Origin of the sequence: Clostridium paraputrificum (assembly GCF_900447045.1) — a bacterium.
GTDB lineage: Bacteria > Bacillota > Clostridia > Clostridiales > Clostridiaceae > Clostridium > Clostridium paraputrificum.
This window is the reverse complement of the sequence record NZ_UAWH01000005.1, coordinates 80690-98201: the sequence shown is the minus strand read 5'-3', so window position 1 is coordinate 98201 and position 17512 is coordinate 80690. Positions and strand designations below refer to the sequence as shown.

Annotated in this window: 14 protein-coding genes and 1 riboswitch; of the genes, 2 read left to right on the top strand and 12 right to left on the bottom strand. The window is 30.5% G+C overall.

Translation table 11 applies throughout. From position 1 onward, the window contains the following. Nucleotides 1-46 precede the first annotated feature (46 nt). The 7 genes from DR024_RS00565 to DR024_RS00535 all read right to left on the bottom strand — a co-directional run bounded on the left by DR024_RS00565 (nt 47) and on the right by DR024_RS00535 (nt 8300). The gene (locus DR024_RS00565; RefSeq protein ID WP_111918002.1) at nt 47-1039 is read right to left on the bottom strand and encodes a LacI family DNA-binding transcriptional regulator; all 993 of its coding nucleotides are present in this window, start codon (nt 1037-1039) and stop codon (nt 47-49) included. 236 nt (nt 1040-1275) lie between these two features. Next, nucleotides 1276-2538, bottom strand: a complete 1263-nt coding sequence (locus tag DR024_RS00560) for an O-acetylhomoserine aminocarboxypropyltransferase/cysteine synthase family protein (protein WP_111918000.1) — start codon at nt 2536-2538, stop codon at nt 1276-1278. A 101-nt stretch (nt 2539-2639) separates the two neighbouring features. After that, nucleotides 2640-2747: riboswitch (SAM riboswitch) on the bottom strand. A 30-nt stretch (nt 2748-2777) separates the two neighbouring features. Beyond that, nucleotides 2778-3347 carry a 5-formyltetrahydrofolate cyclo-ligase gene (locus DR024_RS00555; protein WP_111917998.1) on the bottom strand — a complete coding sequence of 190 codons (570 nt, stop codon included), beginning with the start codon at nt 3345-3347 and terminating at the stop codon, nt 2778-2780. 78 nt (nt 3348-3425) lie between these two features. Next, nucleotides 3426-4541 (bottom strand): hypothetical protein, encoded by a 1116-nt coding sequence (locus DR024_RS00550; protein WP_111917996.1) that lies wholly within the window; start codon nt 4539-4541, stop codon nt 3426-3428. A 92-nt stretch (nt 4542-4633) separates the two neighbouring features. After that, the gene (locus DR024_RS00545; RefSeq protein ID WP_111917994.1) at nt 4634-5611 is read right to left on the bottom strand and encodes a homoserine dehydrogenase; all 978 of its coding nucleotides are present in this window, start codon (nt 5609-5611) and stop codon (nt 4634-4636) included. Nucleotides 5612-5802: 191 nt separating this feature from the next. Beyond that, nucleotides 5803-7098: a M18 family aminopeptidase gene (locus DR024_RS00540; RefSeq protein WP_111917992.1), complete on the bottom strand. Its 1296-nt coding sequence runs from the start codon at nt 7096-7098 to the stop codon at nt 5803-5805. 47 nt (nt 7099-7145) lie between these two features. Beyond that, nucleotides 7146-8300 (bottom strand): SH3 domain-containing protein, encoded by a 1155-nt coding sequence (locus tag DR024_RS00535; RefSeq protein ID WP_111917990.1) that lies wholly within the window; start codon nt 8298-8300, stop codon nt 7146-7148. Between the two features lie 162 nt (nt 8301-8462). On the opposite strand from DR024_RS00535, the gene DR024_RS00530 reads away from it, so the two are divergent. Then, the gene (locus tag DR024_RS00530) at nt 8463-9641 is read left to right on the top strand and encodes a cation diffusion facilitator family transporter (protein ID WP_111917988.1); all 1179 of its coding nucleotides are present in this window, start codon (nt 8463-8465) and stop codon (nt 9639-9641) included. A 65-nt stretch (nt 9642-9706) separates the two neighbouring features. Here the strand turns inward: DR024_RS00530 and DR024_RS00525 are convergent, their stop codons facing one another. From DR024_RS00525 to DR024_RS00515, 3 genes are all read right to left on the bottom strand, one after another. Further along, nucleotides 9707-10429, bottom strand: a complete 723-nt coding sequence (locus DR024_RS00525) for an amino acid ABC transporter ATP-binding protein (protein ID WP_055184805.1) — start codon at nt 10427-10429, stop codon at nt 9707-9709. After that, nucleotides 10416-11081, bottom strand: coding sequence for an amino acid ABC transporter permease (locus tag DR024_RS00520; RefSeq protein WP_027097222.1), 666 nt, complete (start codon nt 11079-11081; stop codon nt 10416-10418). Before DR024_RS00520 ends, DR024_RS00525 begins: the two co-directional genes overlap by 14 nt. Before the next feature lie 61 nt (nt 11082-11142). Further along, the gene (locus DR024_RS00515; protein ID WP_111917986.1) at nt 11143-11973 is read right to left on the bottom strand and encodes a transporter substrate-binding domain-containing protein; all 831 of its coding nucleotides are present in this window, start codon (nt 11971-11973) and stop codon (nt 11143-11145) included. A gap of 289 nt (nt 11974-12262) precedes the next feature. On the opposite strand from DR024_RS00515, the gene DR024_RS00510 reads away from it, so the two are divergent. Next, nucleotides 12263-13348, top strand: coding sequence for a PRK06851 family protein (locus DR024_RS00510; RefSeq protein WP_111917984.1), 1086 nt, complete (start codon nt 12263-12265; stop codon nt 13346-13348). Between the two features lie 65 nt (nt 13349-13413). Here the strand turns inward: DR024_RS00510 and DR024_RS00505 are convergent, their stop codons facing one another. After that, on the bottom strand, nt 13414-15513 hold the full coding sequence (locus DR024_RS00505) for a HelD family protein (protein WP_111917982.1): 2100 nt from the start codon (nt 15511-15513) through the stop codon (nt 13414-13416). A 79-nt stretch (nt 15514-15592) separates the two neighbouring features. Beyond that, nucleotides 15593-17509, bottom strand: a complete 1917-nt coding sequence (ftsH, locus tag DR024_RS00500) for an ATP-dependent zinc metalloprotease FtsH (RefSeq protein WP_111917980.1) — start codon at nt 17507-17509, stop codon at nt 15593-15595. Nucleotides 17510-17512 lie beyond the last annotated feature (3 nt).

The following is a 17512-nucleotide window of genomic DNA, read 5'->3' as shown; positions in this document are numbered from 1 at the left end:
TATTAAAAAAAGTTATGAAATTTAATAAAATCTCATAACTTTACTCTTAATTTTTTATTTTTTTAATACTATTTCCTTTAATTAAATCAAATCCTATTGTTTGAAGATCCGGAATCTCCTTTCCTTCAATCATACTAATTATACTGTTAGCCGCAATATTTCCCACTTCTTCATTATGAAACTTAATTGTAGTTAAACTAGGTGTAATAATCTCTGATATATCATATCCTCCAAATCCAGATAAAGATATATCATCTTTAACCATTTTGCCTAATGACTGCATTGCTTTTAACACACCTAAGGCTATATTATCTGTAGCACATATAACCATTGTTGGATTATAATTTTGTAATACCTTATAAGCTATTTTTTCTGTTGTTTTGGTTGTAAAATCTGTAATCTCAACTCTAATTTCTTCAACATTATATTCTTTTAGCTTATCTATTATCCCAGCTTTACGTTTTACTCCAACAGCTATATCAAATTCATCTACCCCAAAATATAATATTTTTTTATGTCCTAGCTTCGCTACATATTCCCCAATAGTTGCTCCAGCATTATAATCATCATTTGCTATTGATTTAACTTCCTTACATTCCTGTCCTACTATTAAAACAGGCACCCTCAACTTATTTATAATCTCTTTATGCCTACTTGTAATTTCAGTAGCTACTAAAATTATTCCGTCTACTTTTAATCTATTCAAACTCTCTAAGTTATCTATTTCTAAATCCTTATTGTGACTAGTATTTAGTATTAATGGATTATACGAATTTTCCCTTAATGTTCTATCTATAGACATTATAACTCTTGATGTAACAATTGAATCTAAACATGGTGCTATAATTCCTATAAACTTACTTCTTTTTGCTTTCAAACTTTGTGCAAATGCATTAGGTTCATAATTATTTTCTTCTACTACTTTTTTTATCTTTATTTTTGTTGCTTCACTAACACTTCCACCATTTAAGTATTTAGAAACTGTACTTTTTGCCACACCTGCTAATTCAGCAATATCCTTAATAGTTAAATTACTCATATTTTCTCCTACATAAACTTCACTCTTATTTTATAGTAATTTATTTTGAATATTATATTCTTCTAACTTTAATATATATCAATTATAGGATAAAAATATGTTTATGTAAAAACACATTTTTCTTATTTAATAAAGTATTTTAAATAATTTAATTTCCCTACATCTATCATCACATAAAAAAGGAAGGGAAAATTACCATTCACTTTCCCTTCCACATTTCTTTTATCTTTATTATATTATTTTAACAACGCTTGTTTTAAGTCATCAATAATATCTTCCACATTTTCTAAACCAACAGATAATCTAACTAATCCTGGTGTAATTCCTGCTGCTTCTAATTGTTCATCTGTTAATTGTCTGTGAGTCGAACTTGCTGGGTGAAGTACGCAAGTTCTTATATCTGCAACATGTACTACATTTGAAGCTAAGTTTAATGAATCCATAAACTTAACCGCTTCTTCTCTTCCCCCTTTTATTGAGAAAGATATTACTCCACTACATCCTTCAGGAAGATACTTATTTGCTAAATTATGATATTTATTTTCTTTTAAAGTAGGATAATTTACAAATTCAATTTTATCTGATGAATTTAAAAACTCTGCTATCTTTTCAGCATTTCTGCAATGTCTTTCTATTCTAACTGGCAATGTTTCTAAACCTAAATTTAATAAAAAAGCATTTTGTGCAGATGGATAACACCCTAAGTCCCTCATAAGTTGAACTCTTGCTTTTGTTATATAGGCTGCTTTTCCAAAGCTCTCAGTATATACAACACCATGATAAGATTCATCTGGTTCAGCAAACTCTGGGAACTTGCCGTTTGTCCAATCAAAATTACCGCTATCTACAATAACTCCACCTACTTGAACCGCATGTCCATCCATATATTTTGTTGTTGAATGGATAACTATATCTGCACCATGCTCTATTGGTCTACACAAAATAGGTGTTGCAAATGTATTATCTATAATTAATGGTACGTTATTTTTATGGGCAATATTAGCAAACTTTTCTATATCTAATATTGAAATAGCTGGATTTGCAATAGTCTCTCCAAATACAGCTTTAGTAGTATCTTTAAATGCTTTTTGGATTTCCTCCTCTGATGCATCTGGGTCAACAAAGGTACATTCTATACCAAATTTCTTAAGAGTAACTGCCAAAAGATTTATTGTTCCCCCATATATGGTAGCTGCACTTACAATATGGTCACCTGCACTAAGTATATTTAATATACTTATCATCGATGCTGCTTGACCAGATGTAGTACATAGGGCACCTACTCCCCCTTCTAATGATGCTATCTTTTCCTCAACTGCCCCAACAGTAGGATTAGATATTCTTGAATACATATGCCCATTTGCTGTTAGATCAAATAATTTACCTATTTGATCTGTGGATTCATAAGTATAAGTTGTGCTTTGATATATTGGCAAAGCTCTTGGTTCTCCATTTTTAGGCTTATAGCCCTCATGTAAACACTTTGTTTCTATTTTCATAATAGCCCCTCCTAATAATTTTATATAAAAAATAAAGCTATCTATCAAAGAGATAAATAGCAACAACGACATAATTTATATTAACTTCGTCATAACTTAACCTCTCATTTCTCAGGAAACTCCTGCAGGATTTAGCACAGTTCTAATAAATGAATATTAGTTGTTGCTAGGCTTCATAGGGCCAGTCCCTCCACCATTCTTAATAAAAGATTATACGATTAATCTAATTATACACCATCTTATTTACTTTTCAAGCATTTTATGGTTTCTTTTTCTGTAATTACCATGTCAACTTTTATATCATGTTTTTCAGAGGGTAATTCTTTTAATATTTGAATATTATAAGCTAATGCTATAGTTGGAATATCACTGCTCATTTCACATAAAAATTTGTCATAATATCCTCCTCCATAGCCAACTCTATTTCCACTTCTATCAAAAGCTACCCCTGGCATTATTACTAAATCTATATCCTCTTTGTTAAATATCTTAGAAGTATCTGCGGGCTCTAATATTCCAAATTTATTTTTCTTTAATCCATCTAAAGTATTTATCTCTATTCCATGCATTACTTTATTTTTCATATCTGTATATGGAATAATTATTTTCTTTCCTTCATCAAGAAAGTCTTCCACATATTTAATAGTATTTATCTCGCTTCCAAAACCTAAATATATGAAAATATTTTTGCTATTTTTATATATCTTCTTATTTCTTAACCTCTCCTCAATTACTTTATCTAGTTCACTTTTGTTCTTTAACAAATCTCTTTTTGCAATTACTTCTCTTCTTATCTCTTTTTTATTCATATTAACCACCAAAATAGAGAAACCCAAGCGTTATTTGCTTGAGTTTCATAATTATTCTTATTGCTTATTTTAACCTAACTAATTACTTCCTACAATAACTTCTAAGTTCTTAATCTTTACATCACACTCTTCAACTACTACATAGTGTTCTAAGAACTTATCAAAGATAACGTCTGTATCCTTTAAGTAGAATTCATTTAATCCAACTTCAAACTCTACTTCTGCTCCCTCTACAGGACAGAAATAAACAACTTCATCATCGTAATGGTCTAACATATAATTAAGTATTAATTCATTTAGTTTTTCACATACAACTAGATATGCTACTTCCATACCCTTTTTCTTATGTATTAAAGAAAATATACAAGCAGTAGTTCCTAATATACCTTCTTCTTTACTTCTTACATTATATTTATTTTCATAGAAGCTCTTAATAGCTTTTACCCTAACTTCAAACTTATTTTCTATTGCATAGTTTAATTTACTTTCTACAGCATCATTATACTCATCTATTATTCTTACTAAATCTTCATAAGATATATCCGATCCCTTTACCTTAGTTAAATCTGTAACTTGAACAACCTTCTCAATCACATTCTCAACCACGTTCTCAACAACCTTTTCTTCTATTTTATTCTTTTCCTCTTTTACTTCTTCATTAGAACTATTGTAATAGTAATTAAAATAGTCTTCATTAGTTGTATTTTCTTCTAAAGAAGCAACATCTCCTTGAACAGGTTGTACAACTTCCACCTCTGGGATTTCTTCTGCAGCTTCCTTTGCTTCTACCCATTGGCTGTCTACTATAGGATCTTCAACTATTTCTTCTAAGTTATTCTCATCAGCATTAACTAATATAACTTCGTCATCTAGCTTAATATTAGATGAACCAAAATCACTATTATCTTCTTCTGCGATTAAATCTAAGTCATCATCATATCCTAATAAATCGTCATCTCCATCTGCTTCTCCCATAAGATCTTTTAATATATCTTTTTGAAGTTCTTCTTCATAAAGCTCTGTTTCACTTTTTAAAGTTACTATATTTCCTTCCACCTTAAACTTTGGTGATTGCTGTAATGCCTCTAATATGTCTTCCTTTTTTAATTCAGGAAACCACGCATATACAGCACTTAAAGTTAACTGTCTTAACCCCATAAGCATAAATTCAAGTTTACTTAACATTCTCTCCATAAATACCACCTCAACGCCTTAATTTAACATAAACACCCTATAATTAATATTTTATACTATTGTGGAAATATTTACAATGAGTTTTTCTTTTTTTACTTTAAATTTGTTATATCTCTAACTATTGATGCTGCTGCATTTTCTACACCTGAAGCTCCCCCTATAATTGTTATATTGCCAAGGACATCAGTATTAAATAAAATCCCTTTGTTTTTCCTATCTACACTATATAAACTATGGTCAGCATTTAATACTTCTGGTGAAACTTTTATTTTTATTTCATTATTTTCTATATATGTTTTTCCCAAAAGTTTAATCTTTCCTCCACTATCTTTTGCCCTATTAATAACTTCTTTGGATATATTGCTTATACCAACTATATCTACATCCTTTAGTTTTATTTGTGAATCAAAAAAATAGTTGGTAAGAATAATCATTTTTATAGCAGTATCATACCCTTCCACATCCATATAAGGATTAGTTTCAGCTATGCCTATACTTTGCGCTTTATGTAAAGCTTCCTCATAGCTAACTGCCTTTTCTGACATCTCACTTAAAATAAAGTTACTTGTTCCATTTAATATTCCTTCAATGCATAATATATCTGCTCCTGCACAGCCAACTGCACCACCTTCTATAGTAGGAAGTGCAGCTCCCACTGTGCATCCTATTCCTAACTTAGCATTATTTTCTTCAGCTAACCTTTTCAAACCTTTATAATCTATTAATATAGGCCCTTTATTTCCAGTAACTACACTTATACCATTTTTCAATGCTAACTTTATAAATGATAACGCAGGCTCTCCAGTATCTTTATTAGTTGGAGTAATCTCAATTAAGTAATCAATACCAATATCTATAACATTCTCTAAGCTTAACCCCTTTGACCAAAATTCATGCCTCTGCAGGTTATCTTCATTTATAAGTATACTATCTATATTTATTCCACTTTTGCAGACAATTCCACCATCACTCTTTATTACAAATTTTATATTAAAATCATACTTTTTCTTTTTTATTAATCTAACTAATGCTTTTCCAACGCCACCATAACCTATTATTCCTATATTCATACTCTCTCCCCAATCTTAAGTAATAAAAAGGTTGGGTGGATATTTATTTTACTTGTTCCATCGCTACGTTCCAAGTCACATCAAAATAAATATCCACCACACTCCTACTAAAGGTAATGAAATTATAAAATTATTATCCTTGATTTTATAATTTCCTATTCATCAAAAAAACTCGCAAAGCGAGTTTTTTATTATATATTATAAAATTCAGTGAATGCTTTTACTGTATATTCATTATCTAGCACACTTGCTAACTCTCTTACAGAATGCATTGATAATAAAGGTGCTCCCATATCAACGACTGGAATACATAAATTAGCTGCTGTTATTGGTCCTATTGTAGTACCACCTCTTACATCTGATCTATTAACAAACACTTGACATGGAACATTTGCGTTTGCACAAACTCCCTTAAAAATAGCAGATGCATAACTATCAGTTGAATAGCTACCTGATGCTGCCATTTTAATTACAGGTCCTCCACCTAGTACTGGTTTATTAACTGGATCATGTTTTTCCACCTGATTTGGGTGAACAGCATGAGCTAAATCTGCTGATATCATAACTGAATTTGATAAAGCTCTCATAAACTCTTCTCTGTCTTTTCCTAAAGCTAGTGTAATTCTTTCTAAAACTGTTTGTAATAGAGTTGAGTTTGCACCTTGAGCTGTTAAACTTCCAATCTCTTCATTATCTATACATACCATAACCTTTGTAGCTTTAGAATCATTACTATCTATAAGCGCTTTAACTCCAGCATAAACCATCCATAAATCATCAAGTCTTCCTGCAGAAATTAACTCCTCTTCTAAACCTAATAAACAACCCTTTTCACATTCATATAAGAATAAATCAAAATCTAAAATTTCTTCTATTTTTACTCCTAATTCATCACTTATTAACTTTAAAAGATATCCCTCTTTTTCAAACTTTTCATTTATAAAACCTAATAGTGGTAATGTATCTTTTTGTCTATTAATTGCATATCCTTCATTAACACTTCTATTCATATGAATAGCTAAGTTTGGTATTATTAATAGTGGCTTTTTTAAATCTATTAGCTTTATTGAAGGCTTTAAAGGATTTTCTCCCTTTATCGCAACCCTACCTGCTAATGAAAGTGGTCTATCAAACCAAGTACTTAAAATTGGGCCACCATAAACTTCAGTATTTAATTTTACATACTTATTTTCCACCTTCATTTCTGCATTAGGCTTTATTTTAAATGTAGGTGAATCAGTATGTGCCCCTATTAACTTAAATCCACCATTTTCAATTTCTTCACTTCCTATTTGAAAGGCTATTATTGCAGAACCATTCTTCATAAAGTAATACTTACCACCACTAGTTAAATTCCACTTTTCATTTTCCTTTACTTCCTTATAGCCAACTTTGTCTAACATATTCTTTACATTATGTGCTCCATGATACGCAGTTGGACTTTCATTTATAAATTCGATCAATTCTTTTGCTAATTCTTTTTTCATGTTTATGCTCCTTAATTTTATCTTATAGTGATTATATTTTAACAAAACTACCCAAGCTTTATAAAGTATTTTTCAACAAACCCTATCCTTTTTCCTATTGTACTTTGGTACACTATCTTATACCAATCTCCAATTTCCTGCATAACATTAACTTTTTGTGCAGCTAATAAGTAACCCACTACATAGTTTTCTTCTCCTGCACCTCTTCTTACAGCTAAATTGGTATCTATATTTACAACAGTTCCTTCCCTGTTTATATCTCTTTTTATTGTAGGAACAGTTACTTCTCTTTTTTTAGTTATAGTACTATTCTCTACCTTAGGAACTTCTATTATACTATCTTTTCTTTTACTCAATTTTTCTAGTTCTTCTAAGGCATTGTATGTCTTTTTAGGTTGTTTATAAAACTTACTTATTTCTTTTAATGCCTCTTCTTCACTTATGTCCCCTAAAGCTTCTTCCTCTTCAGTATCTAAGTCTTCTATTTCTATATATTCTTTATTTAAATAACCTACTATTATTTTATCTTCTGTTTCATAGGTAGTCTTTACCCATTCTCCCCGTTTTTCGTATATATTAAAACTATCTTTTGCAGCAATCCTACCTATTACCTCTGATTCATCATTAGGCTCTTTTCTTAAATTTAGTGATGAAAGTACTCCTATAATTTTTCCCTTTGCTATAGGAGTTAATTCGCTTTCTATCCCCTTTAAAGCAAGTTTAAATCTATTCCAAGCCTTCTCATTCACTAATAATTCAGGACAAATCTTACCTGTAACATCATAATGTCTTTTTACGTTATTAATTCCTATACCATAAATCCCTCTAAGTTTATTAACTAATACTATAACATTTTTTAGAGTTCTACTTATATCCTTACTATCTCTAATAAACATAGCAACAGAAATACTGTTAGAATTAGTTACTTCCTTTGATGGCTTGTCCCCTACGTGCCACCCTCTCCAATCGTCCTCTAATAACTTTATTACATTCCTTGGTCCTACTAAATAATGTATAGATTCTTTTGCATCTTTCTCTCTAGCAATATAATTTCTATACTCTCTCATAGTAGTAAATCTATTATCTGATATATCATGAACAACTATATATTTAGGCTTTATAAATATTCCTTTTGTATAGTTTATTCCAATTAAGTTTTTAGTTATGCTTATTCCGTTTACTTCTGTAATAGCCTGCTTCATGATATTTCCCACCTCACTTACCACTAATTTACATAATTGATTATACCATATTCATCCAAAATTAAGTACAGATTTTCTGCATTTTTAGTGATATAATTGATTATTATATTTAAGTGATATAGAATAATATATGTTTATATATAATGATAGGAGTTGATGTTATTGATATCAAACTTTTTAGTAAAGAAGTTTATTAAAAATAGTGAAGACATAAAAAGTGAAAAGGTAAGAAGTACCTATGGAGTACTTGGTGGCGTAGTAGGAATAACAATTAATTTAATTTTATTCGCTATCAAACTTACAGTAGGTGTGGTAGCTTCAAGTATTGCTATTATGGCAGATGCATTTAATAACTTATCTGACGCTGCTTCTTCTATCGTTACAATTATTGGTTTTAAAATGGCTGATAAGCCTGCTGATGCTGAACATCCATTTGGCCATGGTAGAATGGAATATATATCAGCTTTAATAGTAGCATTCATGGTAATGCTAGTAGGTATACAGTTTATTAAGTCATCTTTTGAACGTATACTTAACCCTGTTAGTATAACATTTGAATTTATACCATTTGTACTATTATTAGTATCAATTTTATTTAAACTTTGGTTATCAAGATTTAATAAGTTTATAGGTAATTCTATTAATTCTTCTGCATTGAAAGCTGCTTCTGTAGATGCATTAGGAGATGTTTTCACTTCTTCTTGTGTTACAATTTCATTTTTAGCATCTAAGTTTACATCTTTCCCTATAGATGGATACTTTGGTCTTATTGTAGCAGTATTTATAGTTTATTCTGGTTATACACTCATTAAAGAAACCATAAATCCTATCTTAGGAGAAGCCCCTGACCCAGAATTAGTTAACAGTATTAAAGACATGGTTCAATCATATGAACACATTACAGGAGTTCACGATTTAATTGTTCATAACTATGGGCCTGGAAGATGTATGGCATCTATCCATGCAGAAATACCATCTGATATATCGGTTATGAAAATTCATGAAATAATTGATACAGCTGAAAGAGAAATTTCTAGCAAGTTAAATATCTATTTAGTTATTCATATGGATCCTATTTGTGTATTTACTGATGAAGTTAAGCTAGCTTATGATGAGATTAATAAAATAATAAAATATAATCCTTTAATAAAATCTATGCATGACTTTAGAGTTGTTGGGGAAGGTGAAAAGAAGAACTTAATTTTTGATATTGTAGTTAATCCAGAAAATCTTAAAAAGATTATGAGTGTTGACGAGTTAAAAGAAGATATAATAGCAGCAATTAAATCTATACATCCGGAATATAATTGTATAATAACAATAGACAATGATTATGTATAAATATAAGTAGATAGATAAAAGGAAGTTGCATAGCAACTTCCTTTTACCTTTTTACCTTGTACCTATCAAAGTACTTTTGATAAGAAATCTATTGTTCTTGGATTTTTAGGATTGTTGAATATTTCCTCAGGAGTTCCTTGTTCTACAATTACTCCCCCATCCATGAATAAAACTCTATCTCCAACTTCTTTAGCAAATCCCATTTCATGAGTAACTATAACCATTGTCATTCCGCCCTTGGCTAAGTCCTTCATTACTCCTAAAACTTCTCCTACCATTTCAGGGTCTAATGCAGATGTTGGCTCATCAAAAAGCATAACATCAGGTTCCATTGCAAGTGCTCTAGCTATAGCTATTCTTTGCTTTTGTCCTCCAGATAGGGATGATGGATAAGCTTCTGCTTTGTCAACAAGGCCTACCATCTTCAAAAGCTCCATAGCTTTTTTATTAGCTTCCTCTTTATTTATTCCTTTAACCTTAATAGGAGAAATTGTTATATTCTCTAACACTGTTTTATGTGGGAAAAGATTAAATTGTTGGAATACCATACCCATCTTTTGTCTTAACTTATTAATATCATTCTTTTTATCTGTAATATCATTACCTTCAAATATTATTTTACCTTCAGTAGGTACTTCTAAAAGGTTAAGGCATCTTAAAAAAGTTGATTTTCCTGAGCCAGATGGTCCAATAACAACTACCACTTCCCCTTTATTTATGTGCTCATTAATTCCCTTTAAAACATCATTTTTTCCAAAGCTTTTGTGTAAATTGTTAACGTGAATCACTAGCCTTCAACCTCCTTTCAAGATATCCCATAAGTCTTCCTAAAGTAAATGTAAGTATGAAATAAAATATAGCCGCGATCATTAGTGGTTCCATACTTCTATATGTAGCTCCAGTAACTATTTTAGACGCATACATTATTTCCGCCACACCAATTACAGAAGCCATAGATGACTCTTTTATTACTGCAACAAACTCATTACCTATCGCTGGTAATATATTCTTTATTGCTTGCGGTAATATAATATTAAACATTGCCATTTTACTAGTCATCCCTAAACTTCTAGCTGCCTCCATCTGGCCACTATCTACAGCCTCAATACCACTTCTAATTATTTCTGCTACGTAGGCTGCAGAATTAACTGATAATGCAATAATTGCTGATGTAAATGCACCTAGCTTTATTCCAAAAGCTGTTAATCCAAAGTAAACAATATATACTTGTAAAAGTACTGGTGTACCTCTAACTATCTCGATGTATATATTTGCAATTGCTCTTAATATTATAAATTTTGATTTCTTCATAAAACATAGAATACTTCCTAGTATAACACCAAATATCACGGCTAATAAAGCTATTAATAATGTCCATAATAATCCTTCAATAAACAGTGGAAAATATTCACTTAAAAAATTAAAGCTTAAACCTTTCATACTTACTCTCCTTAAAAATATAGTAAGAGCCTCTTAAAACATTAAGAGACTCTATCATTAATTACTCTCCAACAACTTCACTCTTAGATAGTTTAACTGCATCCTTATAGAATGTATCTATCTTTCCTTCGTCAATTAATCTCTTGATTGTCTTATTTATTTCATCTAATAAAGCTTTTTGATCCTTTGGAACGGCAATTGCGGACCCTCCGCCTGCTTCGTCTTTAACTTTTTCTTCTGCTCTTGCAAGTTCTGGATGAATTACACTTTGAACATCTGCAACAGGTAATTCAACTATAACTGCATCTAAATTTCCTGCAAGTAAATCTTGAATTAATACTGGAACTTCTTCTAAAAATTTAGTTTTTGCATCTGGAATTGTGTTTGCAATATCTGCTTGAATAGAACCAAGTTGAGCTCCTACTTTTAGTCCTTTAAGATCTTCTAGTTTTTTAATTTTAGAAGCATCTTTTTTATTTATTAATATTCCTTGCTCTGCCTCAAAATAAATGTCTGAAAAATCTACTATTTCTTTTCTCTTTTCATCCGGTGATAATCCAGATAATCCTATATCAACTTGTCCAGCATTAACTGCTGTACATATACCCTTAAACTCCATTTCTTCGACTTTAAAGTCAACTCCAATATCTTTAGCTACTTCTTTTAGAATCTCTAAATCCATTCCAACCATCTTTTTCTTACCATTTTCCATAACAAAAAATTCATATGGAGCATAGTCTACACTCATACCAACTGTTAATTCACCTTTTTCTTTTATTTTTGTTAATGCATCTTTCTCACCTGCATCTTCTCCCCCACATGCAACCATTGAAATTGCCATAGTCCCAACAAGTGTTGTAGCGAATAGCTTCCTTAATAATCCTTTTTTCATTTTATGTTGTCCCCCTTTATTTCTAAAACTTATCTTTCATTTATCATGGTATAATTATACACCATAGTTTTATATTTATGCAATACCCTTTGTATATTTTTTTAATATTTTTCCATACCATTAAAAATTATTCCTTGATATTATGCAAAACACTTATATTTATACCACCTTTCCTTATTTATCAAGTAACTTTATGCATAGTTTATTTTTATAAAACTTTTATCACCTTACTCATGTAAATCATATATTATATTGATTTGAAAATATAATTTGAGTATAGGAGCAAAGTATGAATTATTCTAAACAAAGAGATTTATTTCCAGGTGGTAACACTTCCAAAGGTTTTTATTCTTTCTATAGGTATATCTTGACACAAGAAGATGCTAACAAAATTATTTGCCTTAAAGGTGGACCTGGTACAGGTAAATCTTCATTCATGAAAAAGATAGGCGCTTACTTTTTAGATCTTGGCTATTCCCTTGAATACCATCATTGTTCTTCAGACAATAATTCTTTAGATGGTATAGTAATTAAGGAACTTAACGTAGCTATACTAGATGGAACTTCACCTCACGTTGTAGATCCTATTACTCCAGGTGCTGTAGATGAGATAGTAAACTTAGGAACAGCTCTTGATATGGATTTACTTAGTAAAAATAAAAAAGAACTAATTAGTATTAACAAAGAAATAGGAAAAACCTTCAAACGAGCATACAGATTTTTAGGAGCAGCAAAAGGTGTTCATGAAGATTGGAGCACTTTAAATTATGAGTCCTTAAACTCTTATAAGGTAAATACTTTTATGGATAAAATAAAAGGTGAAATATTAAACTCCTCAAAATCAGGCTTTGGTGGCGAGAGACATTTATTTGGTACGGCTTTTACACCTAATGGAATAGTCACTTACAATAAGGCTTTATCCTCTAATGTTGATAAATTATATGCTTTAAAAGGCGGTCCTGGCTTTGGCAAAACTGATATATTAAGATATATAGGATCTGAAGCTCAAAAGCTAGGCTACTTCGTTGAATATTTACACGACCCTCTAATTCCAGAAAGATTAGAAAACATTATAATTCCAGAAATATCAACTGGAATATTTACAACAAATGAAATAAGCAGACTTTCCTATGATTGCACTGTATATGATATGAATGACTTATGTTCATCTCAAGCTCTATCTTCTAGAAAATCAGAAGTTGAAAATGATAAAGTTTTATTTGATACTCTTATAGCTAAAGCTTTGCAATGTATTAAAAAAGCTAAAAGCTTCCATGATGAACTTGAAAGTTATTATATTAAGGCCATGGATTTTTCTGTAGTTGATGATATATATAAAGATACTTTGAAAAAAATAGAGAAATATACCAAGTAAAAAGGGTGGGGAATATTTATTTTGCTTGTTCCGTCACTGCACTCCTAAACAGTAAAAAAGCAGTCTTATGACTGCTTTTTTATTATAGATAATCTATGAAGTGCTCTTGTGCACATAATATATTTAACTAAATTTGGAGTTTCTTCTCCCTCTTCTAGAATTATTACCCCGTCAAACTCTAGGCCTTTTGCATAATATGCAGGAATTACTACATTTCCTCCATTATAAATTAAATCATCTCTATCAAAGCTCATGATCTTAATTCTTTCTTTTAATAAACTTGATATTTCCGGAATGTTTTCTTTATTTTTAGTTATAACTGCTATGCTCTCTAATCCATCTTCTTGATAATCTTCTATTATAGATACAATAGTTTCAACTAAATCTTCCTTTGATGTAGTTTCTTCCTCTATAACAGGCTCTCCTTCTCTAACTAAAGGTATAACCTTATCTTCATTTAAGAATCTACTTGCATATTCCATTATTTGTTGAGTTGATCTATAGCTCTTTAATAAACTAAATTCCTTAACAGAATCTCCAAATACTTCTTCTAGATTTAACATAGCTGGCTCTTCTAATGTTGTAATTAGCCTTTGATTACTATCTCCAACTATAGTATAGCTCTTACATCCAGTAAGCTCCTTTATAAGCTTAAATTGTGTTGTATTATAATCTTGTGCTTCATCAATTACTACATGCTTATATTCTTTTTTACACTTTTTGCCCTCAAGCATAACCATTAAATATAATATTCCTGCTAAATCCATATATCCAAGAGCTTCAGTATTAGTTATTCTTTTATATAGGCTTACTGTATCTTCGTGATTAATCCATGATTCTAACTCATCTCTAGAATTCATCACCCCTCTAACAATTTCCCTTATTCTTATTCTTCTCTTAAATAAAAGATTGTTCTTTTCAATTTCTAATTCATCTGGAGATAACTTTGATATTTCTTCTTTAATATTAGCTTCTAACTCCCTTACTAGTTCATCTCTCTTATCCTTAATTTTAGAAGTAAGTATTCTCTTAATCTTTTCACTTCTTCTAAATAGAGGCATATATCCATAATATTTAGTAAATAATTCTTTAATTTCATCTACAGAAACAATCTCTTCATCAAAGAATCTCACAGGTTGTATTTTAAAATATTCCTCATTCATCTTTTCTAAAGTCTTATCTAATAACTCTGTAAATTTCTTAGAACTTTTATACTTATATTCTTTAAGAGCTTCTTCATTTCCACTCATTGCTTCTTCTATATATTCAGAGAAACCTTTTACTGGTTCTTCTAATCCTATTTCTGATATAGCAAAGTTTTGGAATGTCATTTGAGTAACTCCACTTTCACCTAAGGTAGGCAGAACCTGACCAATATAATCCATAAATATGTCATTAGGTCCAAGTATTAATACCTTATCGCCAAATTGTTTTCTAAAATTATAAAGTAAATATGAAACTCTATGAAGGGCTATAGTTGTTTTACCTGAACCTGCCACTCCATTTACAACAACAACCTTATCCTTTGGAGCTCTTATTATTTCATCTTGCTCTTCTTGAATTGTCATTACTATATCTTTTAGCTTTTCACTTGAATTAGATGTTAAAACCATTTGAAGTATATCATCTTTTACATCTATAGCTGAATCAAATAAGCCTTTAAGTTCACCTTTTTTAACTATTAGCTGTCTTCTTCCTAAAAGATTTGCATTTATAGCTCCATTAGGACAATCATAAGTAGTTTCTCCTAATGTACCTTTATAAAATAATGATGCAACTGGTGCTCTCCAGTCTACTATAACAGGGTCATAACTATCTTCTGGTGTTAACCCAAATCTACCAATATAGAATTCCTCTGCCCCTTCATCCTCTTCTGTGAATGCTATCTTACCAAAGTAAGGGGAATCCTTTAATATAGTAAATTCCTTTAATCTCTTATCTATAGTTTTAAATGCTTCTTCCTTAACATAGTTTTCATGGTCAAAGTACTCAATTACCTTATCTTCATCATCTCTATATTCTTCAATTACCTTTTTTCTATAATCAACTATATAATCTGTTATACTTTTTCTTTTAGATAGATAATTTAAAATTTCATTATTTAAAATCTTAAGTGTCTCCTCTAGCTTTCCTTCTTCCATAATAAACTCTAAATCCTTATTCAAAAAAACACCTCCAAAATAACTAGGCTAAAAAATCACAGAAGTCTATTTTAGGCAACTGTGATTTTTTTACTATATATTATTATTCATTATTTGTTTTATCTTCTGTTTCAGTAGTATTATCAACTTCAACAACTGCTTCAGTATTTACCTCTTCAAGCTTTTCTTTAGCTTCTTCTTTTTTTAGCTCTGGATATTTTTCACATACTATTGCCATGAATTCATCTCCAAATAGAGTTTCCTTCTCTAATAATATCTCAGATATCTTATCTAATAAATCTCTATTCTCTCTTAATAACGCTCTAGCTTTATTATGAGCATCTTTTATTACTTTTAGTATTTCTTCATCTATTATAGTAGAAGTTTCTTCACTACAATTTCTTACAGCTCTACCATCTAAGTATCTATTTTGCATTGATTCAAGGCCCATCATATCAAATCTTTCACTCATACCATACATAGTAACCATACTTCTTGCTGTTTGAGTTGCTCTTTCAATATCATTAGATGCTCCTGTAGATATTAGCCCAAATACTTCTTCTTCAGCAGATCTACCACCAAGCATAACCATAATTTGATTCATAAGCTCTTCTTTTGAAATTAAGTATTTTTCCTCTTCAGGAAGTTGCATAGTGTACCCTAAAGCTCCCATAGTTCTAGGCACAATAGTAATCTTATGTACTGGATCTGTTCCTTCTAATAGGGCAGCAACAAGTGCGTGTCCTACTTCATGGAATGCAACAGCTTTCTTTTCCTTATCTGAAAGTATTCTATCCTTCTTTTCTTTACCAGCTATTATAACTTCCACAGCATCTCTTAAGTCTTCTTGTAAAACTGCTTTTCTTCCATGTTTTACAGCTCTTAAAGCAGCTTCATTTATAATATTTGCTAAATCTGCCCCAACTGCACCTGGAGTTCCTTTAGCTATTTCTTTTAAATCAACTTCTGCATCTAAGCATACATTTTTAGCATGTACTCTAAGAATAGCTTCTCTACCTTTAAAATCAGGTCTGTCTACAATTATTCTTCTATCAAATCTTCCTGGTCTTAATAATGCCTTATCTAAAATTTCTGGTCTATTTGTAGCTGCTAGTATTACAATACCTTTAGAAGAATCAAAGCCATCCATTTCAGAAAGTAATTGATTTAGAGTTTGCTCTCTTTCATCATTACTTTGTAGCTGATTATCTCTACTCTTACCTATAGCATCAATTTCATCTATGAATATTATACATGGTGCTTTCGCTTCTGCATCCTTAAATAATTCTCTTACTCTTGATGCACCTACACCAACAAACATTTCTACAAAACTTGAACCTGATAACGAGAAAAACGGTACCTTTGCTTCACCTGCTACAGCTTTAGCAATAAGTGTCTTTCCTGTACCTGGAGGTCCTACTAATAATGCTCCCTTTGGAAGTTTTGCACCTATTTCAGTATATTTAGCTGGACAATTTAAGAAATCAATTACCTCTTCTAATGATTCTTTGGCCTCTTCTTGTCCTGCAACATCTTTAAATGTTACACCAATTTCATTTTCAACATATACCTTAGCATTATTTTTGCCTATAGAGCCCATTCCTCCACCCATTTTACCCATTCTATTGAAAACCATTTTCCACATAAAGAATAGAAGTAACAGTGGAATTGCCATAGAAATTAAACTCTCTAATAAAACAGATTCCTTTGGATTTGTTCCATAGAATTCTATATCATCTGACTCCTTCAATTCCTTTATTAATTCTTCATCATTAAGATTTACTGTATATAATGTTTTACCTTTATATTCTGAATCCTCACTTGGAGTTATTATTAAATTTTCTTTAGATATAACTATTTTAGTTATTTGCTTTTTTTGCATTAGTGCTAAGAAATCATTGTATGAAATCTCTTGATTCTTATACATATTTCTTCCATAGCTAACCATGAATAATATTGCTCCAATTAATATAAAATACGTCCAAAAAGACGACTTATTCTTTTTAGGTTCCTTTTCCATACC

What these genes read in the sequence shown, in the direction of transcription:
- DR024_RS00565 (WP_111918002.1), bottom strand. Translation starts at nt 1,039, where the DNA reads ATGAGTAATTTAACTATTAAGGATATTGCTGAATTAGCAGGTGTGGCA.
- DR024_RS00560 (WP_111918000.1), bottom strand. Translation starts at nt 2,538, where the DNA reads ATGAAAATAGAAACAAAGTGTTTACATGAGGGCTATAAGCCTAAAAAT.
- DR024_RS00555 (WP_111917998.1), bottom strand. Translation starts at nt 3,347, where the DNA reads ATGAATAAAAAAGAGATAAGAAGAGAAGTAATTGCAAAAAGAGATTTG.
- DR024_RS00550 (WP_111917996.1), bottom strand. Translation starts at nt 4,541, where the DNA reads ATGGAGAGAATGTTAAGTAAACTTGAATTTATGCTTATGGGGTTAAGA.
- DR024_RS00545 (WP_111917994.1), bottom strand. Translation starts at nt 5,611, where the DNA reads ATGAATATAGGAATAATAGGTTATGGTGGCGTTGGAAAAGCATTAGTT.
- DR024_RS00540 (WP_111917992.1), bottom strand. Translation starts at nt 7,098, where the DNA reads ATGAAAAAAGAATTAGCAAAAGAATTGATCGAATTTATAAATGAAAGT.
- DR024_RS00535 (WP_111917990.1), bottom strand. Translation starts at nt 8,300, where the DNA reads ATGAAGCAGGCTATTACAGAAGTAAACGGAATAAGCATAACTAAAAAC.
- DR024_RS00520 (WP_027097222.1), bottom strand. Translation starts at nt 11,081, where the DNA reads ATGAAAGGTTTAAGCTTTAATTTTTTAAGTGAATATTTTCCACTGTTT.
- DR024_RS00515 (WP_111917986.1), bottom strand. Translation starts at nt 11,973, where the DNA reads ATGAAAAAAGGATTATTAAGGAAGCTATTCGCTACAACACTTGTTGGG.
- DR024_RS00510 (WP_111917984.1), top strand. Translation starts at nt 12,263, where the DNA reads ATGAATTATTCTAAACAAAGAGATTTATTTCCAGGTGGTAACACTTCC.
- ftsH (WP_111917980.1), bottom strand. Translation starts at nt 17,509, where the DNA reads ATGGAAAAGGAACCTAAAAAGAATAAGTCGTCTTTTTGGACGTATTTT.